The sequence below is a fragment of the Streptomyces sp. NPDC004134 genome (assembly GCF_042874195.1).
In the GTDB taxonomy this organism is placed as follows: Bacteria; Actinomycetota; Actinomycetes; order Streptomycetales; family Streptomycetaceae; genus Streptomyces.
The window spans coordinates 135,862-162,007 of the sequence record NZ_JBIAMS010000010.1 but is presented as its reverse complement, the minus strand read 5'-3'; the positions used below and the strand labels follow the sequence as shown (position 1 = coordinate 162,007).

The 26,146-nt window shown below is 73.3% G+C and carries 23 protein-coding genes; 17 read left to right on the top strand and 6 right to left on the bottom strand.

Features of this window, described 5'->3' with window-relative positions; all coding sequences use genetic code 11:
- Window positions 1-6: 6 nt before the first annotated feature.
- Window positions 7-1,857: a DUF4328 domain-containing protein gene (locus ACFYVJ_RS15675; protein WP_388891260.1), complete on the top strand. Its 1,851-nt coding sequence runs from the start codon at window positions 7-9 to the stop codon at window positions 1,855-1,857.
- Window positions 1,858-1,881: 24 nt separating this feature from the next.
- Here the strand turns inward: ACFYVJ_RS15675 and ACFYVJ_RS15670 are convergent, their stop codons facing one another.
- Entirely contained in the window at window positions 1,882-3,165 is a 1,284-nt protein-coding gene (locus tag ACFYVJ_RS15670) for an adenylosuccinate synthase (RefSeq protein ID WP_388891257.1), read from the bottom strand.
- 145 nt (window positions 3,166-3,310) lie between these two features.
- On the opposite strand from ACFYVJ_RS15670, the gene ACFYVJ_RS15665 reads away from it, so the two are divergent.
- Together ACFYVJ_RS15665 and ACFYVJ_RS15660 are read left to right on the top strand one after the other, a co-directional pair.
- Window positions 3,311-4,396, top strand: coding sequence for a diacylglycerol kinase family protein (locus ACFYVJ_RS15665; RefSeq protein ID WP_388891254.1), 1,086 nt, complete (start codon window positions 3,311-3,313; stop codon window positions 4,394-4,396).
- A 279-nt stretch (window positions 4,397-4,675) separates the two neighbouring features.
- Entirely contained in the window at window positions 4,676-4,873 is a 198-nt protein-coding gene (locus ACFYVJ_RS15660; protein ID WP_388891251.1) for a hypothetical protein, read from the top strand.
- A 9-nt stretch (window positions 4,874-4,882) separates the two neighbouring features.
- On the opposite strand, the gene ACFYVJ_RS15655 is transcribed toward ACFYVJ_RS15660, so the two are convergent.
- The gene (locus ACFYVJ_RS15655; protein WP_388891249.1) at window positions 4,883-5,443 is read right to left on the bottom strand and encodes a GbsR/MarR family transcriptional regulator; all 561 of its coding nucleotides are present in this window, start codon (window positions 5,441-5,443) and stop codon (window positions 4,883-4,885) included.
- Window positions 5,444-5,536: 93 nt separating this feature from the next.
- Here ACFYVJ_RS15655 and ACFYVJ_RS15650 point away from each other — a divergent pair, with 93 nt between their 5' ends.
- From ACFYVJ_RS15650 to ACFYVJ_RS15640, 3 genes are all read left to right on the top strand, one after another.
- A complete protein-coding gene (locus tag ACFYVJ_RS15650; protein ID WP_388891245.1) occupies window positions 5,537-6,460 on the top strand; it encodes an ATP-binding cassette domain-containing protein in 924 nt (307 codons plus the stop codon).
- On the top strand, window positions 6,460-8,169 hold the full coding sequence (locus ACFYVJ_RS15645) for an ABC transporter permease (RefSeq protein ID WP_388891243.1): 1,710 nt from the start codon (window positions 6,460-6,462) through the stop codon (window positions 8,167-8,169). The genes ACFYVJ_RS15650 and ACFYVJ_RS15645 overlap by 1 nt, the downstream gene beginning before the upstream one ends.
- A gap of 147 nt (window positions 8,170-8,316) precedes the next feature.
- Window positions 8,317-9,048 carry a class I SAM-dependent methyltransferase gene (locus tag ACFYVJ_RS15640; protein WP_388891240.1) on the top strand — a complete coding sequence of 244 codons (732 nt, stop codon included), beginning with the start codon at window positions 8,317-8,319 and terminating at the stop codon, window positions 9,046-9,048.
- On the opposite strand, the gene ACFYVJ_RS15635 is transcribed toward ACFYVJ_RS15640, so the two are convergent.
- Window positions 9,049-10,065, bottom strand: coding sequence for a 2-hydroxyacid dehydrogenase (locus ACFYVJ_RS15635; RefSeq protein WP_388891238.1), 1,017 nt, complete (start codon window positions 10,063-10,065; stop codon window positions 9,049-9,051).
- Between the two features lie 71 nt (window positions 10,066-10,136).
- Window positions 10,137-11,327, bottom strand: coding sequence for a pyridoxal phosphate-dependent aminotransferase (locus tag ACFYVJ_RS15630; RefSeq protein ID WP_388891235.1), 1,191 nt, complete (start codon window positions 11,325-11,327; stop codon window positions 10,137-10,139).
- A 100-nt stretch (window positions 11,328-11,427) separates the two neighbouring features.
- On the opposite strand from ACFYVJ_RS15630, the gene ACFYVJ_RS15625 reads away from it, so the two are divergent.
- The 11 genes from ACFYVJ_RS15625 (at window position 11,428) to ACFYVJ_RS15575 (ending at window position 22,020) form a co-directional block, all read left to right on the top strand.
- Entirely contained in the window at window positions 11,428-11,652 is a 225-nt protein-coding gene (locus tag ACFYVJ_RS15625) for a hypothetical protein (RefSeq protein ID WP_388891233.1), read from the top strand.
- A 226-nt stretch (window positions 11,653-11,878) separates the two neighbouring features.
- On the top strand, window positions 11,879-12,397 hold the full coding sequence (locus ACFYVJ_RS15620; protein WP_101423114.1) for a DUF2617 family protein: 519 nt from the start codon (window positions 11,879-11,881) through the stop codon (window positions 12,395-12,397).
- A gap of 118 nt (window positions 12,398-12,515) precedes the next feature.
- On the top strand, window positions 12,516-14,210 hold the full coding sequence (locus ACFYVJ_RS15615; protein ID WP_388891230.1) for a polyamine aminopropyltransferase: 1,695 nt from the start codon (window positions 12,516-12,518) through the stop codon (window positions 14,208-14,210).
- A 179-nt stretch (window positions 14,211-14,389) separates the two neighbouring features.
- The gene (locus ACFYVJ_RS15610; RefSeq protein ID WP_388891375.1) at window positions 14,390-15,346 is read left to right on the top strand and encodes an SRPBCC family protein; all 957 of its coding nucleotides are present in this window, start codon (window positions 14,390-14,392) and stop codon (window positions 15,344-15,346) included.
- Between the two features lie 276 nt (window positions 15,347-15,622).
- On the top strand, window positions 15,623-16,378 hold the full coding sequence (locus tag ACFYVJ_RS15605; protein WP_388891372.1) for an aldose 1-epimerase: 756 nt from the start codon (window positions 15,623-15,625) through the stop codon (window positions 16,376-16,378).
- Window positions 16,379-16,388: 10 nt separating this feature from the next.
- Complete coding sequence (gene pyrE / locus ACFYVJ_RS15600) at window positions 16,389-16,946, top strand: orotate phosphoribosyltransferase (RefSeq protein WP_388891227.1); 558 nt, start codon at window positions 16,389-16,391, stop codon at window positions 16,944-16,946.
- A gap of 175 nt (window positions 16,947-17,121) precedes the next feature.
- The gene (fbaA, locus tag ACFYVJ_RS15595) at window positions 17,122-18,144 is read left to right on the top strand and encodes a class II fructose-bisphosphate aldolase (RefSeq protein WP_388891225.1); all 1,023 of its coding nucleotides are present in this window, start codon (window positions 17,122-17,124) and stop codon (window positions 18,142-18,144) included.
- Between the two features lie 141 nt (window positions 18,145-18,285).
- Window positions 18,286-18,699, top strand: coding sequence for a DUF3151 domain-containing protein (locus tag ACFYVJ_RS15590; RefSeq protein ID WP_388891222.1), 414 nt, complete (start codon window positions 18,286-18,288; stop codon window positions 18,697-18,699).
- A 325-nt stretch (window positions 18,700-19,024) separates the two neighbouring features.
- The gene (locus ACFYVJ_RS15585) at window positions 19,025-19,939 is read left to right on the top strand and encodes a tryptophan 2,3-dioxygenase family protein (RefSeq protein ID WP_388891219.1); all 915 of its coding nucleotides are present in this window, start codon (window positions 19,025-19,027) and stop codon (window positions 19,937-19,939) included.
- Complete coding sequence (kynU, locus tag ACFYVJ_RS15580) at window positions 19,932-21,275, top strand: kynureninase (protein WP_388891216.1); 1,344 nt, start codon at window positions 19,932-19,934, stop codon at window positions 21,273-21,275. The genes ACFYVJ_RS15585 and kynU overlap by 8 nt, the downstream gene beginning before the upstream one ends.
- The gene (locus ACFYVJ_RS15575) at window positions 21,262-22,020 is read left to right on the top strand and encodes an alpha/beta hydrolase family protein (protein ID WP_388891212.1); all 759 of its coding nucleotides are present in this window, start codon (window positions 21,262-21,264) and stop codon (window positions 22,018-22,020) included. The genes kynU and ACFYVJ_RS15575 overlap by 14 nt, the downstream gene beginning before the upstream one ends.
- A gap of 36 nt (window positions 22,021-22,056) precedes the next feature.
- Here the strand turns inward: ACFYVJ_RS15575 and ACFYVJ_RS15570 are convergent, their stop codons facing one another.
- Window positions 22,057-22,638 carry a YbjN domain-containing protein gene (locus tag ACFYVJ_RS15570; protein ID WP_388891209.1) on the bottom strand — a complete coding sequence of 194 codons (582 nt, stop codon included), beginning with the start codon at window positions 22,636-22,638 and terminating at the stop codon, window positions 22,057-22,059.
- A gap of 159 nt (window positions 22,639-22,797) precedes the next feature.
- Window positions 22,798-25,404, bottom strand: a complete 2,607-nt coding sequence (gene clpB / locus ACFYVJ_RS15565; RefSeq protein WP_388891206.1) for an ATP-dependent chaperone ClpB — start codon at window positions 25,402-25,404, stop codon at window positions 22,798-22,800.
- Window positions 25,405-26,146 lie beyond the last annotated feature (742 nt).

The window sequence follows — 26,146 nt, the reverse complement described above, 5'->3', positions numbered from 1 at the left end:
GGCAGCATGGACAGCCTCGGACCGGACGATCCACGCCGCGTCGGCTCGTACCAACTGCTGGGACGGCTCGGCGAGGGCGGCATGGGACGCGTCTACCTCGCCCGCTCCGAGCGCGGCAGGACCGCCGCGGTGAAGCTGGTCAAGGCCGAGCTGGCGCGCGAGCCGGAGTTCCGGCGGCGCTTCACGCAGGAGATCACCGCCGCGCGCCGGGTCGGCGGCGAGTGGACCGCCCCCGTGCTCGACGCCGACACGCACGCCGCGACCCCCTGGGTCGCCACCGGCTACGTCGCGGGGCCCTCGCTGCACGAGGTCGTCGCCAAGGACCACGGCCCGCTGCCCGACGCCTCCGTGCGCGCGCTCGCGGGCGGGCTGGCGCGCGCGTTGCAGGCGATCCACGCCGCCGGGCTCGTCCACCGCGACCTCAAGCCGTCCAACATCCTCGTCACCATCGACGGGCCGCGCGTCATCGACTTCGGCATCGCCCGCGCGCTGGACTCGGTCACCGCCGCGGGCGACGGGCTCACCCGCACCGGCGCGGTCATCGGCTCGCCCGGCTTCATGTCGCCCGAGCAGGTGCGCGGCGAGCGGGTCACGGCGGCGAGCGACGTGTTCTGCCTGGGTACGGTGCTGGCGTTCGCGGCGACCGGGCGGATGCCGTTCGGCACGGAGAACAGCGGCGCGCACGCGCTGATGTTCCGGATCGCCGCGGAGGAGCCGGAACTGTCGGGCATCGAGGGCGAGTTGCGCACGGTGATCGAGCGCTGTCTCGCCAAGGAGCCGGCCGCGCGGCCGCAGGTCGCGGAGCTGGTGGCGCTGACGGAGGAGGCGGCGCAGCTCAAGCCCTGGCTGCCGGGGGCGCTGCTGGAACTACTGGCGCGGCGGGCGGTGGAGCTGCTGGACGCGGAGACGCCGCAGGCGGCGGGCGGGATGACGGGGACGGCCGGGTCAGCCCCTGCCTACGGGCCGCCGCTCACCGGCACCCCCGGCCCGTACGGGCACACCGGCATGCAGCCCCAGCACCACCAGCCGTACGGCACCCCGCCCCACGCCCAGCCGCACACGCCGCAGCACACCCCGCCGCAGCAGCACCACCCCGCCGCGTACGGCACCGCGCCCACCGCGCACCCGCCGCCCTACCGCACCCCGCCGCCGCCCTACGGCCAGACCGGCTGGCAGACCCCGCAGGCGCCGCTGCCGCTGGGGCCGCGCGCGGTGCGGCCGATCGCCACGGCGCTCCAGGTGCTGCTGGGCATCTACGCGGCGTTCGTCTGCCTCCAGGTCATCCAGGAGATCAACCTCCTGGTGCTGCTGGGCGAGGACGGCGCCGACACCTGGTACATGGCCGATGACCTCGACCGGATGGAGAACTTCACCGCCGGCAACGTCCTCCTCTTCACGGTGTGCGCCGTGCTGTGGTCGGTCTGGTTCTACCGGCTGCGGATGAACTCGGAGGCGTTCGCCCCCGGCCAGGTGCGCTACTCCACCGGGCTGGCGGTCGGCTCCTGGTTCATCCCCGTCGCCCAGTTCTGGTTCCCCCTGCAGATCGCGAACGACATCTTCCGGATATCCAGCCCCTTCCCGCAGCACGCGCGCCCGCCCGTCGGCTACGGGCCGCGGCCCGTGTCGTACGGGAAGGGCGTCCTGAACTTCTGGTGGGCCACCTGGGTCGCCACCATGGTGCTCGCCCTGGTCACGGCGGAGGACTGGGAGGTCGGCAGCTCGATCGACTCGGCGATCCAGATCGTGCTGCTCGACCTGCTGTCCTCGTTCGTGCTGATCCTGACGAGCATCATGGCGCTGCTTGCCGTGCAGCAACTGACGACGCTGCAGGACCAGCGCCTCAAGGGAACGGTCTGACGGCTGACTGACTTAGCGGCAGGCTCAGAGGAACGAGTTGATCTGGATCGTCTCGTCCCGCCCGGGGCCGACGCCGATCGCCGACACGGGGGCGCCCGACATCTCCTCCAGCGCCTTGACGTAGCCCTGCGCGTTCTTCGGCAGCTCCTCGAAGGACGTGGCCTTCGAGATGTCCTCGGACCAGCCGGGCAGCATCTCGTACACGGGCGTGGCGTGGTGGAAGTCGGTCTGGCTGTACGGCAGTTCCGTGACCCGGCGGCCGTCGATGTCGTACGCGACGCAGACGGGGATGCGCTCCCAGCCGGTGAGCACGTCGAGCTTGGTGAGGAAGAAGTCCGTCAGGCCGTTGACGCGGGTCGCGTAGCGGGCGATCACCGCGTCGAACCAGCCGCAGCGCCGGTCCCGGCCGGTGGTCACGCCGCGCTCGCCGCCGATGGTGCGCAGCCGGTCGCCGTCCTCGTCGAAGAGCTCGGTCGGGAACGGTCCGGCACCGACGCGCGTTGTGTACGCCTTGAGGATGCCGATGACCCGGCTGATCCGAGTGGGGCCGACGCCGGCTCCCGTGCAGGCGCCCCCCGCGGTCGGGTTGGACGAGGTGACGAAGGGGTACGTGCCGTGGTCGACGTCGAGGAGCGTGCCCTGCCCGCCCTCGAAGAGGACGACCTTCCCGGCGTCGATGGCCTCGTTGAGCACGAGGGTGGTGTCGGCGACGTACGGGCGCAACTGCTCCGCGTAGCCGAGGAGCTGCTCGACGACGGCGTCGGGGCGGATGGCGCGGCGGTTGTAGAGCTTGGCGAGGACCTGGTTCTTCTGGTCCAGCGCCGCGTCGACCTTCTGCCGCAGGATCGACTCGTCGAAGAGGTCCTGCACCCGGATCCCGACGCGGTTGATCTTGTCGGCGTAGGCCGGGCCGATACCGCGGCCCGTGGTGCCGATCTTCCGCTTGCCGAGGAACCGTTCCGTCACCTTGTCGAGGTCGGTGTGGTACGCCGTGATGAGGTGCGCGTTGCCGCTGAGGAGCAGCTTGGACGTGTCCACGCCGCGCTGCTGCAGCGCGCTCAGCTCACCGAGCAGCACCTCGGGGTCGACGACCACGCCGTTGCCGATCACCGGCGTGCAGCTCGGCGACAGGATGCCCGACGGCAGCAGGTGCAGCGCGTACTTCTGATCGCCGACCACCACCGTGTGCCCGGCGTTGTTCCCGCCCTGGAAGCGCACCACGTAGTCCACCGAGCCGCCGAGCAGATCGGTGGCCTTCCCCTTGCCTTCGTCACCCCACTGAGCACCGAGCAGCACAAGTGCGGGCACAGGCGTACACCCCTTCCGGGCGGGGCATGTCCAACGTGCGGTGCGCCGTGCACCGGGGATCGGACCGGGCCCCGGATAGACGAAGCCCCTGGCACAAGTGCGACAGGGGCTCTTGCACCGAGAGATTACCTGAGGAAGGACCGTGGTGTCGGCTCCAGACCCCACCGGGCGCTCACTGCTCGTGCTCATCGACCCCGCTGCACGGCGGGCGGACGGGGAAGCCGTACGGATCGCGAGGGACGTGCTCTCCGCGGCGGCGGCCACGAAGATCTGCCTGCCGGAGACCGCGCCGGAACTGGCGCGCGCCCTGGCCCGCCGGGGGGCCCGCCGGCCGGTGGTCATCGGTGACGACCGGGCGTTCCTGCGGGTGGTGAGCGAGCTGCGCCGCCAGGAGACGCTGGCGGACGCGCCGCTGGCGCTGGTCCCGGTGGGCACCGCGAGAACGCTGGCGGCGACGCTGGGCGTCCCCACGGGCACGGTGGCCGCGGCCCGGACGGTGCTGGACGGCGAGGAGCGCCGGCTGGGGCTGCTCGTGGACGACGGCGGCGGGGTGGTGCTGGACGCGCTGCGCCTGCCGGCGGCGGGCGCGGGGCGGCCGGAGGAGAACCACCGGACACCGGAAAGCGCGAGCGCACCGCCCGCCGCCCCGCCCGCCACCGCTCCGGCCGGCGGGCTGGCGGGCCTGACGCAGCGGGTGGGGTCGGGAGCGAGCGCGGTGGGCCGCCGGTGGACCCCGGCGGCGGGCCTGCGGGCGCTGGCGGCGAGGGCGGTGGGGCAGCGGAACGGAACGGGCCGCGAGCCGGGTACGCCGCCGGTGGTGACGGAGTGGGGCGCGGAGGACGCGACGGGCGGCTGGGAGTCGGGCGGCGCGGAGGGCTGGCCGCCGACGCCGGAGGACGGGGCGGACGGAGCCGCCGGCGGCACGGCCAGCACGGCACCCCCGGACGCGGACTTCCGCCTCCGCGTGGAGGCGGACGGCGTGCTGCTGGCGGACCTGGACGGCCCGGCGGCGCAGGTACGGGTCGTCACGGACCCGACGAGCGGCCTGGCCCAGGTGGTGATCCGCCCCCGCGGCGCAGGGGACCCGCTGCACGCGGAGGCCCGCAGCGTACGGGTCTGGGGCAGCGACTTCCGCTACCGCGCCGACGCCCTCCTCAGCCCCCCGGTAAGACAACGCACCTGGACCGCCCACCCCAACGCCTGGCGCCTCATCACAGCCCCCCTCCCCTGACCGGCCACGGCCCGGCACCGCTCCGAGTCGATCGTGACCCGCCGCCTCCTGCCCGCCGCGACCGTTCCGGGCAGGCGGTGCCGCTGCCGACCGCCTGCAACGCGGGCAACACACGAGGGTGTCTCCTCGGTCGAAGGCGGTGGAGGCACCGGGACCGAGGAGCCGAGGGGTCGCTCAGGGAGATCCAGTCCGTCGTTCGGTGATCCGGGCGGGGGCGGCGGGGGACCCGGTTGCTTCGTTGGGGAGGCGGGGGGTGGCGGGGCGGGGGAGGGTCGGGTTATGAGTGAGTTCGATCCGCCGCCGGGGGTGCCCGTTCGGTATCGCGGTGCGCGCGGGCGGCGGGTCGAGGTGGTGACCGGGCTCGTGGTCGCCGCGACGCTGTTCGGGGGTGGCGCCGCGTTCGGGGAGTGGCTGGCCGTGGGGGAGGATGCCGCCGCTACCGGGGTTTCGCTGGAGCGCTGCGCCGCGGACGACTGAGCGCGACGTTCACTCCGCCGCCGTCGCCTCCTGGCGCCGTTTCACGTAGTCCCACCAGCGCTCCTCCAGCCGGCCGTTCTCCTCCCGCAGGAACGCGAAGAACTCCGTCGTCTCCTCGATCCGCCGGCCCGCCGGGGTGCGAGGGCCCAGGATGCCGACCCCCGAGTCCAGGGTCTGCTCGAAGCGCCGGATGATCGCCTCCCGCTGGGCGAAGATCTGGTACCAGCGGTCGCTCTCCATCCGGTACCGCTCGCGCCGCGAGCCCGGCGCGCGTTCGCGGGTGATGAGGCCGACCGCCGAGAGGTACCGCACCGCGCCCGAGACCGCCGCCGGGCTCACGTGCAGCCGCTCGCCGACCTCCGCGGCGGTGAGCGCGCCCGCGTCGTCCACCAGGAGGCACGCGAAGACCCGGGAGGCCATGCGCTGCATGCCCATCTCGGTCAGCTCGCCGGCCACCCGTTCCACGTATCTCGCCACGGCCTGTGCGTCGCGGGCCGCGCCTTCTCTGCGCTCCGCGCCGTCGCCGCGCTCTTCGCGCCCACCGCGCTCGTCACGCTGCTGATCTGCCACTTTTCTACGTTCTCCCCGTCAAGCCCCGTCAGGGGCGACCCTAACGCTTCCTTAACTTCACAAATTTGTGAACGTTCGTGTAGCTTACATGCTATGACCAAGGCAATCACCGTCTCCGGCCTGACCAAGACGTTCGGCCGGACCCGTGCGCTCGACGGCCTCGACCTCGACGTGGAGACGGGCGAGGTGCACGGCTTCCTCGGCCCCAACGGCGCCGGCAAGTCCACCACCATCCGCGTGCTGCTCGGCCTGCTGCGCGCCGATACGGGCACCGCCCAGGTGCTCGGCGGCGACCCGTGGGCCGATGCCGTCACGCTCCACCGCCGACTGGCCTATGTGCCGGGGGACGTCGAGCTGTGGCCCAACCTCACCGGCGGTGAGGCCATCGACCTGCTCGCGCGGCTCCGCGGCGGCATCGACAAGCAGCGTCGCGACGACCTCATCGAGCGCTTCGACCTCGACCCGACCAAGAAGGGCCGGAGCTACTCCAAGGGGAACCGGCAGAAGGTGGCCATCGTCGCCGCCCTCGCCTCCGACGCCGAGCTGCTCCTGCTCGACGAGCCCACCGCGGGTCTCGACCCGCTCATGGAGGTCGTCTTCCAGGACGTCATCACCCAGGCGAAGGCCGAGGGCAAGACCGTCCTGCTGTCCAGCCACATCCTCGCGCAGGTGGAGAAGCTGGCGGACAAGGTGAGCATCATCCGGCTGGGGAAGATCGTGCAGTCCGGCACGCTCAGCGAGATGCGCCACCTGACCCGTACGACCATCGAGGCCGAGACCGAGCGGCCCGCCACCGGCATCGACCAACTTCCCGGCATCCACCAGCTCCGCACCGACGACAGCCGGGTGCACTTCGCCGTCGACGGCGAGCACCTCGACGCCGCCGTGCGGCGGCTCGGCGAGTTCGGCATCCGCAGTCTGGTGAGCCATCCCCCCACCTTGGAGGAGCTGATGCTCCGCCACTACGGCGACGAGCTGGAGCACAACGGCCACCACTCGGAGGCGGGAGCAGCCTGATGTCTGCCACCCCCTCCGCCACCAACGACACCGAGGGCACGGGCGCCCCCGGCGCGCCCGGGGCCACGAAGTCCCGGCCGCTCGCGCCCCCGCGCGCCGCCGACGGCGGCGGTGCGCTCGCCGGCACCCGGACGCTCTTCCGGTTCGCCCTGCGCCGGGACCGCGTACGGCTGCCCGTGTGGGTGCTCGCGCTGTTCCTCGGCACCGCCTCCAGCGTCAGCAGCTTCGACACGTCGTACGACACGGCCAAGAAGCGCGCCGACATCGCCGAGACCATGGACAGCCCCGCCGGCCTGGCCATGACAGGACCCCGGCACTACCTCGACGACTACAACGTCGGCTCGATGACCGGCCACCAGATGCTCGGCTTCACGGCCGTGCTCGTCGGCATCATGAGCGTGCTCATCATCTCCCGGCACACCAGGACCGAGGAGGAGACCAACCGCGCCGAGCTGGTGCGCTCCGGCGTCGTCGGCCGGCACTCCTACCTCGCCGCCGCGCTCGGCGTCGCCGTCGTCGCGAACGTGGCGCTCGGGCTGCTGCTGGCCGCCGGCATGTCCGGCATGGGCGTCGACGGCGTCGACGGCCAGGGCGCGCTGCTCTACGGCCTCGCGCACACGGCCATCGGCATCTTCTTCGCCGCCGTCGCCGCGATCACCGTGCAGATCACCGCGTACGCGCGCGGGGCCTCCGGCATGGCGATGGCCGTCATCGGCGCCGCGTACGCGCTGCGCGCCGCGGGCGACGTCGGCAACGACTGGGTGTCCTGGCTCTCGCCGATCGGCTGGGTCCAGCGCACCTACGTCTTCGTCGACAACCGCTGGTGGCCGCTGCTGCTCGTGCTCGCCGCGGCCGTGGGCTGCGCGGCGGCCGGCTTCTTCCTCAGCACCCGCCGCGACGTCGGCGCGGGCCTGCGGGCCGCCCGCCTGGGCAGCCCCGTCGGCTCGGAAGGGCTCACCACCCCGCTCGGCTTCGCGCTCCGGCTGCACCGCGGCCTGCTCGCCGGCTTCGGCGCGGGCGCGCTGCTGCTCGGCGTGATGTACGGGTCGATCCTCGGCGACGCCGAGGAGATGATCGAGGGTGTCGACGAGCTGGAGGAGCAGCTCGCCGAGGTCGGCGGCGCCAACGTGGCGGAGTCGTTCGCCTCGGTGGTGATGATCGTGCTCGCGGTCGTCTGCTCGATCTACGTCGTGATGGCCGCCCTGCGCCCGCGCGCGGAGGAGTCCGCGGGCCGCGCGGAGCCGCTGCTCGCCACCGCGCTGTCGCGCGACCGGTGGGTGCTCAGCCACACGTTCGTCGGCGCGGTCGGCGGCACGGCGCTGATCCTGCTCGCCGGCATCGGCTTCGGCGCCTCGGGCGCGGCCTCCACCGGGGACGGCGGGCTCTTCCTCAAGCTCGTCGGCGCGGCGCTGGCCTTCGCCCCGGCCCTGTGGGTCACGATCGGCCTGGCGGTCGCCCTCTTCGGGTGGTTCCCGCGGGCCGTGGCGGCCGCCTGGGTGGTCCCGGTGTACGGCTTCGTCGTCGACTACCTCGGCGAGATCCTCAAGTTCCCGGACATCCTGGGCGACCTGTCCCCCTTCGGGCACATCCCGCAGCTCCCGGCGCAGGACATGTCCTGGCCGCCGCTGCTGGTGCTGACGGCGATCGCCGTGGGGCTGGTGTGGCTGGGCCTGCTGGGCTTCCGGCGGCGGGATCTGGAGACGAAGTAGCGGTACGGGGGCGGGCGTCCGGCCGGAAGGCGGGGCGCCCGCCCCGACGCGTGCGCCGTACGGGCAGCAGGCGCGCCCGCGTACGGCCCGAGGACCCGCGTTAAATCGCTCGCCCCGCGCCCGCCCGCGCTGCTTGACTCCCGCCCCGTGACCGCCTTCCACGATCCCGCGTTCTTCGACCGCTACGCCCACGAATACGACCACGCCGACCCCTACGAGCCCACCCCCACCGTCGACTTCCTCGCCGGCCTCGTCCCGCCGGGCGCCCGCACCCTCGAACTCGCCATCGGCACCGGCCGCGTGGCGCTCCCCCTCGCCGCCCGCGGCGTCGCCGTCGAGGGCGTCGACGGCTCCACCGCCATGGTCGAGCAACTGCGCGCGAAGCCCGGCGGCGCCGACATCCCCGTGACCATCGGCGACATGGCCGACGTGCCGGTGGACGGCCCCTTCCACACCGCTTACCTGGTCTTCAACACGCTCTTCAACCTGCCCGACCAGGAGCGGCAGATCGACTGCTTCCGCAACGTCGCCGCGGTGCTGGAGCCCGGCGGGCTCTTCGTCGTCGAGTGCTTCGTCCAGGACCTCAAGGAGTTCGACCGCAACCAGCGCGTCGCCACCCGCGCGCTGACCGAGGACTCGGTGAAGATGGAGTTCCTCGTCCACGACCCGGTCGCGCAGGCGGTCACGTACCAGCGCGTGACGTTCGACGCGCACGGCACCGCGCTGCGCCCGCTGCGGCTGCGCTACTGCTGGCCGAGCGAGCTGGACCTGATGGCGCGGCTCGCCGGGATGCGGCTGCGCGAGCGCTGCGCCGGGTGGGACCGCCGGCCGTTCGACGCGGCGAGCCGGTCGCACGTCTCGGTGTACGAGAAGGTCTGATCAGCCGGAACCGGCGGGCGGGAGCAGGAAGTTCCCGCCCGTACGGCCCGCCAGCCAGTCCCGTACGTTGCCGAGCGTCGCCTCGGTGATCTGGCCGACCGCGTCGGCGGTGAAGTACGCCTGGTGCGAGGTGACCAGGACGTTGCCGAAGGTCATCAGGCGGGCCAGCCGGTCGTCGGTCATCACCTCCATCGACCGGTCGTGGTGGAACAGCCCGGCCTCCTCCTCGTACACGTCCAGGCCCACACCGCCGAGCCGCCCGGCGCGCAGCGTCTCGACCAGGGCGTCGGTGTCGACGAGCCCGCCGCGGCTGGAGTTGACGAGGATCGCGTCGTCCTTCATGGCCGCCAGCGCCGCCGCGTCCACCGTGTGGTGCGTCTCGGGCAGCAGCGGCGCGTGCAGGCTGATCAGGTCGGACTCGGCGAACAGCCGGTCCGTGCCGACGTACTCCATGCCCAGCGCCAGGCAGTCCGGGTTCTCCACGACGTCGCTGCCGAGCAGCCGCATGCCGAAGCCGTGCGCGATACGGGCGAAGACCTCGCCGATCTTCCCGGTGCCGAGGATGCCGGCCGTACGGCCGTGGAAGTCGCGGCCCATGAGCCCGTCGAGGCGGAAGTCGAACTCGCGGGAGCGGGTGGCGGCGCGGACGAGGCGGCGGTTGACGGCGAGGGCCAGGGCCCAGGCGAACTCCGCGACGGAGTACGGGGAGTAGTGCGAGACGCGGGCCACGGCCAGGCCGGCGTCCCGGGCGGCGTCGAGGTCGATGTTGTTGTAGCCGGTGGAGCGCTGGGCGAGGAACCGGGTGCCGCCCGCGGCGAGGCGGTGCAGGGCGGTGCCGTCCAGCTCGTCGTTGGCGCCGGTGAGGACGATCTCGTAGCCGGCGGCGGTGGGCACGGTGTCGTGGTTGAGGAACAGGTCGAGGCAGCGCAGGGTGTGCTCGCCGCCGAACGCCGCCGCGAAGGCGGGCTCGATCACGGGCCGCTCGTCGGCCTGCACGCCGTACGCGACGATCTCCATGGCTGCGCCTCCTCTGCCGGGCATGCTCCGCCCCCCATGCTCCGGGCGCGCCGGCCCCCCGGCCTCCCGGCTTACGCCGAACGGCCCTCCTTCAGCCGCCGCACCGCCTCCGTCAGCACCTCGTCCTTCTTGCAGAAGGCGAACCGCACGATGCTGCGCCCGGCGTCCGGATCGTCGTAGAACACCTGCGTCGGCACCGCGACGACCCCGCAGCGCTCGGGCAGCGACATGCAGTACGCGACGCCGTCCTTCTCGCCGAGGGGGGTGATGTCGGCGGTGATGAAGTACGTGCCGGCCGGGCGGAAGACGCGCAGTCCTGCCTCCGCGAGCCCGGCGGCGAGGAGGTCGCGCTTGCGCAGCAGGTCGGCGCGGAGGCCGGTGAGGTAGGCGTCCGGCAGCGCCAGCGCCTCGGCGACGGCGTACTGGAAGGGGCCGGCGCTGACGTACGTCAGGTACTGCTTGGCGGTGCGCACGGCGGCGACGAGCGGCGCGGGGGCGGTGACCCAGCCGACCTTCCAGCCGGTGAAGGAGTAGCTCTTGCCGGCCGACGAGATGGACACCGTGCGCTCGCGCATGCCGGGGAGGGTGGCGAGCGGGATGTGCGCGCCGTCGAAGACGAGGTGCTCGTAGACCTCGTCGGTGACGACGAGGAGGTCGCGCTCGCGGGCGAGGGCGGCGACGGCCTCCAGCTCGGTGCGGTCCAGGACGGTGCCGGTGGGGTTGTGGGGGGAGTTGAGGAGGATCAGGCGGGTGGCGGGGGTGACGGCGGCGCGCAGCTCGTCGAGGTCGAGCCGGTACGCGGGGGCGCCGGCGCCCGCGCCCGTGTCGGGGCGCAGGGTGACCGGGACGCGGCGGGCGCCGGCCATGGCGATGCCGGCGGCGTACGAGTCGTAGTAGGGCTCCAGGGCGATCACCTCGTCGCCCGGCTCCAGCAGCGCGAGCAGCGCCGCGGCGACCGCCTCGGTGGCCCCGGCGGTGACGAGGACCTCCGACTCGGGGTCCCACTCCAGCCCGTACCACCGCCGCTGGTGCTCCGCGACGGCGTGCCGCAGCTCGGGGATCCCGGGGCCGGGCGGGTACTGGTTGCCGCGGCCCTCCCGGATGGCCCGTACGGCCGCCTCGGCGACCTCCGCGGGGCCGTCGGTGTCGGGGAAGCCCTGGCCCAGATTGATCGACCCGGTGCGCACGGCGAGGGCGGACATCTCGGCGAAGATCGTGGTCACGAAGGGGGTCAGACGGCTGCTCAGCGGTGGGCGTCCCATGCGGACATGCTTGCACGGCGGAGGGTTGAGGAGGCCGTGCGCGGGGCACATCCGGTGTTACAGCGGACCTCCGCGGGGGCGGGGGAGATTGGAAGGTCCGATGGGATTCATCATTTTCGGCGTGGCCGCGATCGGTCTGGTCGTGGCACTGTCCGTCACCCTCTCCAGGCGTACCACCTACCGCGGCGTGCCGTCAGGCAGGGGCCGGCGGGGCTTCACGGGCGGCAGCGGCGGCGGGGCGGACACAGGCTTCTGGGGCGGGGACGGCGGCGGCGGGGACTGCGGCGGGGGTGGCGGCGGTGACGGAGGCGGCGGCGGGTGCTAGTTGTCAGAAAGTGAACAACTGACCAGTCGCGCGCCCGCGCGATGGAAACCCGGTGAAGAAGGGTAAAAACGCTGTCGGCGGGCCGCACTTCATGATTCCGTATTTCCCGGGCGCATTCCCCTTCTGCCGGGGCGTGCCCGCGTGCTTCTCGGCCTGCGCCCGCACCCGTGGTCCCGCCATGTGGCGGGCGGCCCGATGTCTTTCCACCTGCCTGCGGAGCCGACCCATGCTCACCACTCTCAAGACCTCGTACACGGATACCCGGGCCCAGGACCTCGCATGGCGGCTCGGGATGGACCCCATGCCGGCCCTCGCGGTGCTCGACCTGCGCCTCGGCTCCGCCGACGTACAGCTCAGACTGCTCGGTGCCTCGCATCAAGTGCTGCTCAGAGACGGCGACTCGGCCTGTTCCGAGACGGTCGCCTGTCTGCCGGGCAGCAGCACACCGCTCCCCCTCGGCGTGGCCAAGCAGGTCGCCGGGTGGGAGTACGAGTTCGCCGCCCGGGTCGAGACGCTGACCCGGGGGGCCTTCGAGTCCCGCGCCCAGGAGCTGCTGGCGCTGGTCGCCGACCACCCGCGCGGGCTCGCCGGCACGTTCCCCGGCAGCCCGCACGCGTTCACCGCGCTGCTGGTGCACCGTCAGGGTGACGTCGTCGGCTGGCGCACGTGGCACTCGTATCCGCAGGAAGGACGCCTGGTGGCGACGCGGACGACGATGGCCGCGCGGGTCGCGGAGCCGGTCTAGGACGGTCGCCGGGCGCGCCGCCGGCGCCCTGGAGAGGGGGCAATTCGCCTATGTCCAGGGCATATTGCACACGTGTGGGTGACAAGGGGCGGCACCGGCGCAAACGTATCGTTCCTCCGTGATCGAACCGTACGAGCAGACGACGCGCGCCCCCGGCCGCGCCCCCGCGCTGCCGGGCGCGCCGCCGCCCGCCCTCCCGGTGCCGCCCGCCACCGGGCGGTTTCTCGTGCTCGCCACGGTCTTCGTCTGTGCGGCCTGCGGGTTGGTGTACGAGCTGGAGCTGGTGGCCCTCGGGTCGTACCTGATCGGCGACTCCGTCACCCAGGCGTCCGTCGTGCTGTCCGTCATGGTCTTCGCGATGGGCGTCGGCTCGCTGCTGGCCAAGCGGCTGCGGATCCGCGCGGCCGTCGCCTTCGGCGGCGTCGAGGCGGTGCTGGCGCTGCTCGGCGGGCTCTCGGCGATGGCGCTGCACGCGTGCTTCGCGTGGTTCGGCCAGCCGCGGTTCGTGCTCGTCGCGTACGCGCTGGCGATCGGCGTGCTGATCGGCGCCGAGGTGCCGCTGCTGATGACACTGATCCAGCGCGTCCGGCGGCAGGACCCGGGCGGGGCGGTGGCCGACCTCTTCGCCGCTGACTACGTGGGGGCGCTGGCCGGCGGTCTGGCCTTCCCGTTCGTGCTGCTGCCCTGGCTCGGGCAGCTCTCCAGCGCGCTCATCACGGGGGCGGTCAACGCCACGGCGGGGTGTGCGCTGGTGCTCTATCTCTTCCGGCACGACCTGAGCCGGCGCGCACGCTGGGCGCTGTTCGCGGGGAACGCGACGGTCCTGGCGCTGCTCGCGCTCGCCGCACTCCTGTCCGCCCCCTTCGAACGTGCGGCCAGAAACGCGGTCTACGGCTCGGAGGTGCGGGTGGCGCAGACGACCGACGTCCAGGAGATCGTCCTCACGGCGGACGAGGGCGGGGCCGTGGCGCTCTACCTCGACGGGCAGTTGCGCGTCGACTCCGCGGACGAGAAGCGCTACCACGAGGCGCTGATGCGGCCCGCGCTGGCCGCGCCGGACTCGCGGCGGCGGGTCCTCGTCCTCGGCGGCGGCGACGGCCTCGCGGCCCGCGAGGCGCTGCGGCACGCGGACGTCGCGGAGGTGACGGTCGTGGAGCGGGACCCGGCGCTGAGCCGGCTGGCGGCCGAGGACCCGCGGCTGACGAGGCTCAACGAGCACGCGTACGGGGACCCGCGGCTGCGGGTGGTGCACGCGGAGGCGTTCGACTGGCTGCGGCGGTCGGCGCCGCCGGGGCGGTACGACGTGATCGTGTCGGATCTGCCGGGGCCGCGGAACACGGGGAGCACGAAGCTGTATTCGCAGGAGTTCTACGGGCTGGCGGGGCGGGCGCTGGCGGACGGGGGGCGGCTGGCGGTGCACGCGGCGTCCTGGGCGGGATCCGGGGCGGAGTCCGGTGCCGGGTCCGGGTCAGAGTCCGGATCCGGGTCAGGGGCTGGGTCCGGGTCCGGGTCTGCGGGCGGGTCCGCTTCCGGGGGCGGGAACGGATCCGGGGCCGGGGCCGGGGCGGTCGCGGGGCCCGGGTCCGGGGACGCGGCGCACAGCCTGTGGACGGTGGCGGCGACCGTACGGGCCGCGGGGCTGGCCCCGTGCGCGTACGAGGCGGGCGACGGCGACGACCGCTGGGGCTTCGTGCTCGCCGCCCGCCGACCCCTCGCCCCGACGCTGCCCCCGGGCGCGGGCCCGCTGGCGGCGCCGCCGGAGGCGGCGGACCTGGCGCCTTCGACGCTGCTGCACCCGAGGTATCAGGAGTGAATACGGGGCGGGTTGCGGTCGTGCGGGGTCGGTGCCGCGTCGGGTTGGCCGGACTTTCCGCTGGTCGGGGTGGGTGCGGCAGCTTTCGGGGGCGGTGGAGTGACCCGTTCCCCCACCCGCCGCAGAACCCTGTGCCGCGCAGGTTCCCCGTGGGTAGGCTCCGCTCCATGGAGCGAGAGGTGCACGTACCGCAACCCGCAGAAACCGTTCGCCGCGCCCTGTCCGACGCCGAGCGGGTCGCCCGCAGCGTCCCCGGGCTGACGCTCGACGAGGACGGGGCGGAGGAGCCGGGCACCCTGCGCGGCCGGCTGCGGCTCCGCGTCGCCGGCTCCAGCATCACGTACCGCGGCACGCTGCGGCTGGCGCCGGGCGGCCCTTCCGTCGCCGTGGAGGCCGAGGGCGAGGAGTCGCGCGGCAGCGGGTCGGTGACGGCGTCGCTGACCCTGACGCCGCGCGAGGCGACCGAGGAAGGCACGACGACGCTGCTGTGCACCGGCACGGTGGCGAGCACGGGGCGGCTGGCGGCGGTCGAGGCGGCGCAGGCGCGGGCGGCGGGCGTACGGCTGCTGGAGCGCTTCGCGGAGCGCCTGGCGGCGGACCTGGAGGCGGAGCCGCTGCCGGAGGCGTCCCAGGAGCCGGGCCGGGAGCCGGGCCGGGAGCCGGGCGGGGAGCCGGCCGGTGAGCCGGAGCACCCGGACGACGCCGTACAGCCGGGCGACGGGACCGGCGTCGGGCTCGGCGACGACAACGAGCGGGCCATCCCCGGGATCCCGGCCCCCGAGCAGTCCGGCGAGACGCCGGCCGGCACGGGCAAGGTCTTCGACGCCGAGGTGCCGCCGCCGTCGCTGGACCCGCTGGCCGACGACGTGCTGGACGCGCTCTCCGACGAGGAGGAGGACGGGGACGAGCCGGCCGACGACATGCTGGAGGAGCCGGAGGCCGCGCACGCCCGCCGCACGATGATCGGCCGCAGCGCGGAGGAGGTCGACCACGCCCCGCCGAGGGGCCGGTACGCCCCGACCCCGGCCGCGGACTCCCCGGTACAAGCGGCGGGCCTTCGCTGGCTGGCCCCGGCGGCGGCCCTGGCGGTCGCCACGGCGGTCATCCTGAGCCGGGCCCTGCGCCGCCGGCACTGACCGCTCCGGCGGGGGCGGCAGGACACCTCCGGGGCCGGGCACTGCGCCGGCCGGGGGTCCCACGCGTTCCCGCCATACGCCCGCGGCCGTACCCCGCGGACACCGCGCGCCTCCCGGCCCGCGCCCGCCTCCGCTCCCCCGGCGCCCGCCGCCCGCCGCCGGTCGCCACCCGCCCCGGCCCCGCCGTCCCCGGGTCCTGCGCCACCGGGCGGCCCGGGCCTCGTCTAGGCTCGGGGCGTGCCCACACGTCTCACCGCCGGTGACGCCGAGTTGACGATGGATCCCCGCAACGGCTGCCGGGTCGCGAGCCTGCGCGTGGCCGGGACCGAGTTGCTGCGGGCCGGCGATCGCTACGGCTGCTTCCCCATGGTCCCCTTCTGCGGCCGCCTGGAGCTGGGCGAGTTCCGCAACGGCGGCGTCAAGCACCGGCTCCCCGCCGACGCACCCCCGCACGCCATCCACGGCACCGGCCGCGACACCGCCTGGCGCACCGTGCGCGCCGACGACGCCGCCGCGGCGTTCACGTACGACCTCGCCGACCCCTGGCCGTACCCGGGGCGCGTGACCCAACTGGTCGAGCTGGAGCCGGACAAGGTGACGCTCACGCTCGCCGTGGAGACCACCGGCGACTCCTTCCCGGCGCAGGCCGGCTGGCACCCCTGGTTCGTACGCCACCTCTCCGACGACGGCAACGACCCCGGCGTGCGCATCGACTTCACCGCCGCCTGGCAGGAGCAGCGCGGCGAGGACCACCTGCCCACCGGCAAGCGCATCGAGCCGCGGCCAGGCCCGTGGGACGACTGCTTCGGCATGCCCGACGGCGTCGACGTGACGCTCACCTGGCCCGGCCGGCTGGAGCTGACCGTCACCAGCCGCGCGGAGTGGGTCGTCGTCTACGACGAGCAGCCCGCGGCCGTCTGCGTCGAGCCGCAGTCCGGTCCGCCCAACGGGCTCAACACCCACCCGCGCCTCGTCACCCCCATCGATCCGCTGGAGGTATCGACCACCTGGGCGTGGCGCACGCTCGGTTAGGCTCACCGCCATGAGCGACGCACACGCCGACCTGCTGGGTCAGATCAAGGACAAGGCCGTCGTGCACGGCAAGGTGACCCTCTCCTCCGGCATCGAGGCCGACTACTACCTGGACCTGCGCCGCATCACCCTGGACGGCTCCGCCGCGCCGCTCGTCGGCCGCGTCATGCTCGACCTGGCCAAGGACTTCGCGTACGACGCGGTCGGCGGCCTCACCCTCGGCGCCGACCCCATCGCCGACGCCATGCTGCACGCCTCCGCCGCCGCGGGCGACCGCACGCGCCCGCTGGACGCCTTCGTCGTACGGAAGGCGAGCAAGACGCACGGCATGCAGCGCCGCATCGAGGGCCCGGACGTCGCGGGCCGCCGGGTGCTGGTCGTCGAGGACACGTCGACGACGGGCGGTTCTGCGCTGACGGCCGTGGAGGCGGTGCGCGAGGCGGGCGCGGAGGTGGTCGCCGTCGCGACGATCGTGGACCGCGACACGGGCGCGGCCGAGCGCGTGCGCGACACCGCCGGCGTGCCGTATCTGTACGCCTACGGGCTCTCCGACCTGGGCCTCGGCTGAGCCGGACGGAGCGCTCCCACGGACCGGCGCGGGGTTATCCACAGGGCCGGGAAGCGCGGGCGGACATCTGGGAGGATGGGGGCACTCCAGGGGCGCCACGGCAACGGAGCCGGTCGCACTCGTACACGCACTGCAGACACCCGCACACACCCGCACGTCTCCAAGGAGCGGACAGATGCCCATCGCAACCCCCGAGGTCTACAACGAGATGCTGGACCGGGCGAAGGCAGGCAAGTTCGCCTACCCGGCCATCAACGTCACCTCGTCGCAGACTTTGCACGCCGCGCTGCGCGGCTTCGCCGAGGCCGAGAGCGACGGGATCGTCCAGATCTCCACAGGCGGCGCCGAGTTCCTGGGCGGGCAGTACAGCAAGGACATGGTGACGGGCGCCGTCGCCCTCGCGGAGTACGCGGCGATCGTCGCCGCGAAGTACCCGGTCAACGTCGCCCTGCACACCGACCACTGCCCCAAGGGCAAGCTCGACGGTTACGTGCGCCCGCTGCTCGCCGCCTCCGAGGAGCGCGTCGCCCGCGGGGAGAACCCGCTGTTCCAGTCGCACATGTGGGACGGCTCCGCCGAGACCCTCGCGGACAACCTGTCGATCGCGCAGGAGCTGCTGCCCCGCGCCGCCGCCGCGAAGATCATCCTGGAGGTCGAGATCACCCCGACCGGCGGCGAGGAGGACGGCGTCACCCACGAGATCAACGACGAGCTGTACACGACGGTGGACGACGCGCTGCGCACCGCGGAGGCGCTGGGCCTCGGCGAGCAGGGCCGCTACCTGCTGGCGGCGTCCTTCGGCAACGTGCACGGGGTCTACAAGCCGGGCAACGTCGTGCTCCGTCCCGAGCTGCTGAAGGACCTCCAGGAGGGCGTCGGCGCGAAGTACGGCAAGCAGAGCCCGTTCGACTTCGTCTTCCACGGCGGCTCCGGCTCCTCCGAGGAGGAGATCGCCACGGCCCTGGAGAACGGCGTGGTCAAGATGAACATCGACACGGACACGCAGTACGCCTTCACCCGCCCCGTCGCGGCGCACATGTTCCAGAACTACGACGGCGTGCTGAAGGTCGACGGCGAGGTGGGCAACAAGAAGGCGTACGACCCGCGGGCCTGGGGCAAGGTCGCCGAGGCGTCGATGGCCGAGCGCGTCAGGACCGCGTGCGACCACCTGCGCTCGACGGGCACGAAGCTGAAGTAGCACCGCGTGGACACCGCCCCGGCTGCCGGGCCCGGCCGGGGGGTGTCCTTGAGGTGATCGAGGCGTGAGGTTTCGCTGAGAAGTACGTCCGTACCGGCCGCGGCGGTCACCGCCGCCCGCGGCCATGGCAGGCTGGAACCCATGGCGATTCACGAGAACCTCCTCGGCGGCCCACCCCCCACCTATCTGCCCGAGGACCCGGGGCCGCGCGACCTGCTCGCGAGCGGCGCCGCCCCGTCCGAGGTGGCGGCGAAGTTCCCGGCGTCCTCGCTGGCCTGGGCGCAGCTCGCGGACGAGGCATTCGAGGCCGGCCGCGCCGTCGAGTCGTACGCGTACGCGCGCACCGGCTACCACCGCGGCCTGGACTCCCTCCGCCGCAACGGCTGGAAGGGCCAGGGCCCGGTGCCGTGGGAGCACGAGCCGAACCGCGGCTTCCTCCGCGCCCTCGCCGCGCTCGCCCGTGCGGCGCAGGCCATCGGGGAGACCGAGGAGTACGAGCGGTGCAGCTCGTTCCTGCGCGACAGCTCGCCGACCGCCGCGGCCACCTTGTCCTGAAGGCGGGCCGAGAGCTGGTCAGGGGCGGGCGAAGGGCTGGGAGGAGGGCGGCCGGGAGCTGACCGAGGGCCCGCCGACGGGGGCCGTCGCCGGGCCGGCGACGGGCTGGCGGCGGGGTGCCGGGGGACTCACCGGGGCGCCACCGCGGGGCCCCGCCCGCGCCCCGCTCCTTCGGGCCGGCTGCTCTTGCCTCCCGCCGCCGTGCCGCGGATGATGCGAAGTGGGTGCGGCACACCGGATGCGGCCGTACCCGAGGGGACCGGGGCCCTGCTGTCGGCAGGAAGGGGCGGACCGCTACCCGGTGGCTCTTGTGTGGAGACAGCTCATGGACAGCCGTGCTCACGACCCCCTGCCCGCGGAGACCGACGGTCACCAGACCCCGGCCCACCAGCCCGACGGGCACCGCCCCGACGGGCACCAGCCCGACGGGTACCAGCCCCCGAACCTCGACTTCCGGGGCACCACTCCGTACGAGGACTACGTCCAGGCGGACGTCCTCACCCATCTGCAGCACCCGCTCTCCGACGACCCCGGCGAGCTGGTCTTCCTGGTGACCACGCAGGTCATGGAGCTGTGGTTCACCGTCGTCGTGCACGAGTGGGAGACCGCCGCGGAGGCGCTGCGCCGGGACGACCTGCCGGTGGCGCTGGCGGCGCTGCGGCGCAGCACGTACGAGCTGCAATCGCTGAACGCCTCCTGGGAGCCGCTGGCGCGGCTCACGCCGCGGCAGTTCAACTCCTACCGCGCCGCCCTCGGCGAGGGCTCGGGCTTCCAGTCGGCGATGTACCGGCGGATGGAGTTCCTGCTCGGCGAGAAGTCCGCGTCGATGCTCGTGCCGCACCGCGGCGCCCCGCGGGTGCACGACGAGCTGGAGAAGCAGCTCGGCGAGCCCAGCCTCTACGACGAGGTGCTGCGCTACCTCGACGCCAAGGGCCACCGCCTCTCCGCCGACGTCCTGGACCGCGACCCGGCGCGGCGGTACGAGGCGCACCCCGAGGTCGAGGCCGCGTGGGCGGCGGTCTACGCGGGCCCGCAGGACTCCGGTCTGATCAAGCTCGGCGAGGTGCTGACGGACATCGCCGAACTGGTGTGGCGCTGGCGCAACGACCACCTGGTGGCCACCCGCCGCGCGATGGGCGGGAAGATCGGCACGGGCGGCTCGGCGGGGGTGTCGTGGCTGGAGAAGCGCGCGGCGAAGCAGGTGTTCCCCGAGCTGTGGACGGCGCGGAGCCATGTCTGAGGCGTACGGGCCGGGGACGGCCCGGGCCGGCGGCGGGGCGGTGGCGGAGTTCGCGGCGCTGGCGGAGCGGGCGGCGGAGCTGGACCTGGCGGACCCGCTGCGGGCGAAGCGGGCGGAGTTCGTCCTGGACGACGCGGAGCCGCCCGGCGCGGCACGGTCCGACGGGACGCGGCCCGGTGGGAGGGCGTCCGGCGCGACGCCCTCCGGGGGCCCGGTCGTCTACCTCGACGGCAACTCCCTCGGCGCCCTCCCCGCCGCCGTCCCCGCCCGCGTCGCGGACGTCGTGGCGCGGGAGTGGGGGACGCTGCGGATCCGGTCGTGGACGGAGTCCGGCTGGTGGACCGCGCCCGAGCGGATCGGCGACCGGATCGCGCCGCTGCTGGGTGCCGCGCGGGGGCAGGTGGTCGTCGGCGACTCCACCAGCGTCAACGTCCTCAAGGCCGTCGTCGCCGGGGTGCGCATCGCGCAGTCCGGCGCGGGGGCGGCCAGGGACGAGGTGCTGGTCGACGCGACGACGTTCCCCACCGACGGCTACGTCGCCGAGTCCGCCGCCCGGCTGACCGGCTGCGCGCTACGGGCCGTGGAGCCGCACGAGATGGCCGCCACCGCGGGCCCGCGGACCGCCCTCGCGCTGGTCAACCACGTCGACTACCGCACCGGCCGGCTCCACGACCTGCCCGGCACCACCGCCGCGCTGCACGCGGTCGGCGCGCTCGCCGTGTGGGACCTGTGCCACAGCGCCGGCGCGCTGCCGGTCGGGCTCGACGAGCACGGGGTGGACCTGGCGGTGGGATGCACGTACAAGTTCCTCAACGGCGGCCCGGGTTCGCCCGCGTACCTCTACGTACGGCGCGATCTCCAGCCCCGCTTCGACTCCCCGCTGCCCGGCTGGAACTCCCACGCCGACCCCTTCGCCATGTCCGCCGGCTACCGGCCGGCGGACGGCTCCGTGCGCGGACGCGTCGGGACGCCGGACATCCTGTCGATGCTGGCGCTGGAGGCGGCGCTGGAGGTGTGGGACGGCGTGGCGATCGAGGCGGTGCGGGCGAAGAGCCTGGCGCTTTCGGACTTTTTCCTGGAGTGCGTCGCGGCCCTCCCGGGCGATCCCTCGCTCACGCCGCTGACCCCGCTGCCGCACGCCGAGCGCGGCAGCCAGGTCGCGCTGCGGTGCGCGGACGCGGAGGCGGTGATGGGCGAGTTGATCGCGCGCGGGGTGGTCGGCGACTTCCGGCCGCCGGATGTGCTCCGTTTCGGCGTGACGCCGCTGTATACCTCGTTCTCGGACATATACCGCGCTGCCGGAGTGCTGGGAGAGGTGCTGGATGACCGCCGTTGACGAGTTGGACGACGAGGCCCGCACGCTGTTCGCCCTGAAGCGGGTCGCGCCCACGCGCACGCTGGCGTACGGGGACCATCCCTCGCAGGTCGTCGACTTGTACGGGGACGTCTCGGCCCGGCCGGTCGTGGCCCTGCTGCACGGCGGCTTCTGGCGGGAGCGCTACGACCGCACGTACCTGACCCCGCTGGCGGCGGCGCTGGCGAAGGACCTGAACGGGTGCGTGGCACTGATCGAGTACCGCCGCGTGGGCGAAGCGGGGGGCGAGGGCGGCGGGGGGTTCCCCGCGACGTTCGACGATCTGCCGCCCGCGCTCGCCGCGCTGCCCGGATCCGGGCCCGTGGTGCTCGCCGGGCACTCCGCGGGCGGCCACCTCGCGCTCTGGGCCGCCTCGCGGTGCCCGACGGCCGTCTCCCGCGTCGTCGGCGTCGCCGCGGTCGCGGACCTGGCCCGCGCCCACGAACTGGGCCTCAGCGACGGCGCCGTCGCCGGGCTCCTCGGCGGCGCCGGGCGGGTGGCGGAGCGGCTCGACGAGACGGACCCGATGCGGATGCCGGCACCGGCGGCGCCGGTCGTGCTGCTCCACGGCGAGACCGACGCCGACGTACCGGTGGAGCTGTCCCGACGCTACGCCCGCGCCGTGGGCGGGCGGTTGCTGGAGCTGCCCGGCACGGGCCACTACGCGCCCGTCACGCCGGGCACCCGCGCGTACGAGGCGCTGCGCACCGCCCTGACGGAAACCTGACCACCGCGCAGACCGGACCGCCCGGCCGTCGCGCCCTCAGCCCTCCTTCGGCCCCGGGCCGCCCGTGTCCTCCGGACCGTCTTCGCCTTCGCCGCCCTCGTCCGGCTCGTCGCTGTCCAGCTCCTGCTGCAGCCCCAGCGTCTCCACCAGCCACTTGTCGAACTCGATCGACGCCCGCACCCAGCTCACGGTGCTCGACACGAAGTGCTCCAGCGCCACGCCCGTGCCGATCAGCATCTGCGCCTCGCCGATGAGCCGGACGGAGCCGTCGTCGTGCGTGTGCGTGTAGACCTTCGGCCACAGCGTGCGCCGGTTCCAGTCGTCGATGGCCTCCAGCAGCTCCGGCTTGTCGTCCAGCGAGTGCTGCCGGTCGTAGAAGGTCCGCACCGAGTAGAGCCGCTGCTCGTCCTCGCCGCGGAACATGAAGTACGTACGGAACTGCTCCCACGGCGCCGCGAGGTCCCCCTCCTCGTCGACGACGTACTTCAGCTCCATCTGGTCCAGGAGCTGCTTGACCAGATCCTGGTCGGGCACGATGGGCCCCTGCGGGCCGCCGCTGCCGCGGGATTCGGGCTGCTGGCCCCCGAAGTTCGGAATCGAGGACGGGTCGATGCTCACGTGGGGTTCCCTTCGAACGGTTCGGCGCCCATCCTCCCCCACCGGGGGCCCGTGCCCGCAACCCGGCGGCGACACCTGTGGACAACTCGCTGCGCCGGAGCAGCGCGCCGGGCGGCGGCACCGCCCGGCGCCGGCGAACGGGCCCCCGCCCGGCCGCCCCTACTGCACCGCGCCGACCAGCAACCGGTCCCCGAACACGTCCACCCGCACCCTGTCCCCGTCGCGCACCTCGCCCGCCAGGATCTCCTTCGCGAGCTGGTCCCCGATCGCCGTCTGCACCAGCCTCCGCAGCGGGCGCGCCCCGTAGCTGAGGTCCGGCTCCGGCTCGTCCTCCGGGACGCCCAGGCGCGCCAGCCAGGCCAGCGCCGCGTCGCTGACGTCCAGCGTGAGCCGGCGTTCGGCGAGCCGTTCCTGCAGATGGGCGAGCTGGATGGCGGCGATGCGCTTGAGCTGGTCGCCGCCGAGCGCGTTGAAGACGACGAGGTCGTCGAGCCGGTTGAGGAACTCGGGCCGGAACACCTTACGTACCGTCTCCAGCACCCCCTCCCGCTTCTGCTCGTCCTTGATCATCGGATCGACGAGGAAGGTGGAGCCGAGGTTGGAGGTGAGGATGAGGATGGTGTTGCGGAAGTCGACCGTACGGCCCTGACCGTCCGTCAGCCGCCCGTCGTCCAGCACCTGCAGCAGGATGTCGAAGACCTCGTTGTGCGCCTTCTCCATCTCGTCCAGCAGGATCACCGAGTACGGGCGCCGCCGCACGGCCTCCGTGAGCTGACCGCCCTCCTCGTATCCGATGTACCCCGGAGGTGCGCCGACCAGGCGGGAGACGGAGTGCTTCTCGCCGTACTCGCTCATGTCGATCCGGACCATGGCCCGCTCGTCGTCGAAGAGGAAGTCGGCCAGCGCCTTGGCCAGCTCGGTCTTGCCGACGCCGGTGGGGCCGAGGAAGAGGAACGAGCCCGTCGGCCGGTTGGGGTCGGCGATGCCGGCGCGGGTGCGGCGTACGGCGTCGGAGACGGCCCGTACGGCCACGTCCTGGCCGATGAGCCGCCGGCCCAGCTCCTCTTCCATCCGCAGCAGCTTCTGCGTCTCGCCCTCCAGCAGCCGGCCGGCGGGGATGCCGGTCCAGGAGGAGATGACGTCGGCGATGTCGTCGGAGCCGACCTCCTCCTTGACCATCGTGTCCCGCTTGACCTCCTCCTCGGCGGCGGACGCCTCCTCCAGCTCGCGTTCGAGGGCGGGCAGTTCGCCGTAGAGGAGCTTGGAGGCGGTGTCGAAGTCGCCGTCGCGCTGCGCGCGCTCGGCGGTGCCGCGCAGCTCGTCCAGCCGCTCCTTCAGCTCGCCGACCCGGTTGAGGCCCTGCTTCTCCTTCTCCCAGCGGGCGGTGAGGCCGCGCAGCTCCTCCTCCTTGTCGGCGAGGTCGCGCTGCAGCCGCTCCAGGCGCTCGCGGGAGGCGACATCCGACTCGTTCTTCAGCGCCAGCTCCTCCATCCGGAGGCGGTCGACGGCGCGCTGCAGCTCGTCGATCTCGGTGGGCGAGGAGTCGATCTCCATCCGGAGCCGGGAGGCGGCCTCGTCGACGAGGTCGATGGCCTTGTCGGGGAGGAAGCGTGAGGTGATGTAGCGGTCGGAGAGGGTCGCGGCGGCGACGAGCGCGGAGTCGGCGATGACGACCTTGTGGTGGGCCTCGTACCGCCCCTTCAGGCCGCGGAGGATCGCGATGGTGTCCTCGACGGTGGGCTCGGCGACAAGTACCTGCTGGAAGCGGCGCTCCAGGGCGGCGTCCTTCTCGATCCGCTCGCGGTACTCGTCGAGGGTCGTCGCGCCGACCATGCGCAGCTCGCCGCGGGCGAGCATGGGCTTGAGCATGTTGCCGGCGTCCATGGCGGACTCGCCGCCCGCGCCGGCGCCGACGACGGTGTGCAGCTCGTCGATGAAGGTGATGACCTGTCCATCGCTCTCCCGGATCTCGGCGAGCACGGTCTTCAGCCGCTCCTCGAACTCGCCCCGGTACTTCGCCCCGGCGACCATCGCGCCGAGGTCGAGCGCGACGAGCCGTTTGTTCTTCAGGCTCTCGGGCACGTCCCCCTTCACGATCCGCTGCGCGAGCCCCTCGACGACGGCGGTCTTCCCGACGCCGGGCTCGCCGATGAGGACGGGGTTGTTCTTCGTACGCCGGGAGAGCACCTGCACGACGCGGCGGATCTCCTGGTCCCGCCCGATGACCGGGTCGAGCTTGCCGTCGCGGGCGGCGGCGGTCAGGTCGGTGCCGAACTTGCCCAGCGCCTGGTACGTGCCCTCGGGGTTCTTCGTGGTCACGCGCCGGTCGCCGCGGATCTCCTCGAACGCCTGCACAAGCGCCTTGGCGCTCGCCCCCTGCTTCTTCAGCAGCTCCTTGGCGGCACCGCCCTCGGCGGCGACCCCGATGAGCAGGTGCTCGGTCGACACGTACTGATCGTCGAGCTTGCGCGCCCGCGCGGCGGCATCGGCCACGACGGCGAGCAACTCCCGGTCCGCCCGCGGCGGCGACACGGTCGCCCCCTGCACCCTGGGCAACCCGCCGAGCAGCGCCTCGGCCCCGGACCTCACGGCGGCCTGGTCGGCGTCGACGGCGGCCAGCAGGTCCTGGAGATTCTCGTTGTCCGCCACGTCGAGCAGGGCGAGCAGCAGATGTACGGGGGTGATGTCCGGATTGCCGCCGGACACGGCACGGCTGTTGGCGCCGGCGATCGCTTCCTGGCTCTTGTTGGTCAGCTCCGCGTCCACTGCTGTGTGCTCCTCCTTGCCGGGGTGCCGATGGGGGTACACCTCGGCCCGCACTCGGCGTGCCTGAGGCTACGTAAGCTAAGTTGAGTCTACGCCACTCAACTCCAACCCAGCACCGGCAGCCGGCGACCGCGACGCGACCGCCGACCCCTAAGCATGCGCGCAAGAACACGCAAAAGCGGTGCCATCGCGGGGTTGCGTCCGCGATGGCACCGCTGGTGTGCCTTCGGGCGATCTGGACACGGGGGATACCGCCCGGTCAGGCACAGTGGGGGGTGTTGCTCTCGCTATCAGGTACGCCGTCGGCTGCTACGGGGACGTGATCCTCTTCGCCAAGATTGACGAAGATCACGCCGCAGCGCACCACGCAGCGTACATAGCGCCCGGACCTCCGGCGGAAGGCCTGGACGACCCCGCTTCCGTCACGCAGGATGGTGATCGGCTCTCCGAGGAGAGCAACCACCAACCTGTCTCCGGGACGGGGCACCGCCGTAGCGAGATCGACGGAGTGCCAATGGTTCTCCGTCTTTCGGCGGTGGTCTGGGTTCATCGTGATACCTGTGTCTGTGAAGTCCTTGTCTGTCTGAGGTTGTCAATGTCCAGTCCCCGGGCTAGCCCCAGGTCGGGTCCTGCTGTCCTGCCACCGCCGCCCGGTCCGAACCCTGCTCACCCGGACCGGCATCGGAGCCTGCGCCAAAGGGACTTGCTATGACGCTGAGTACAGCCGCAGTCACGAATGCAA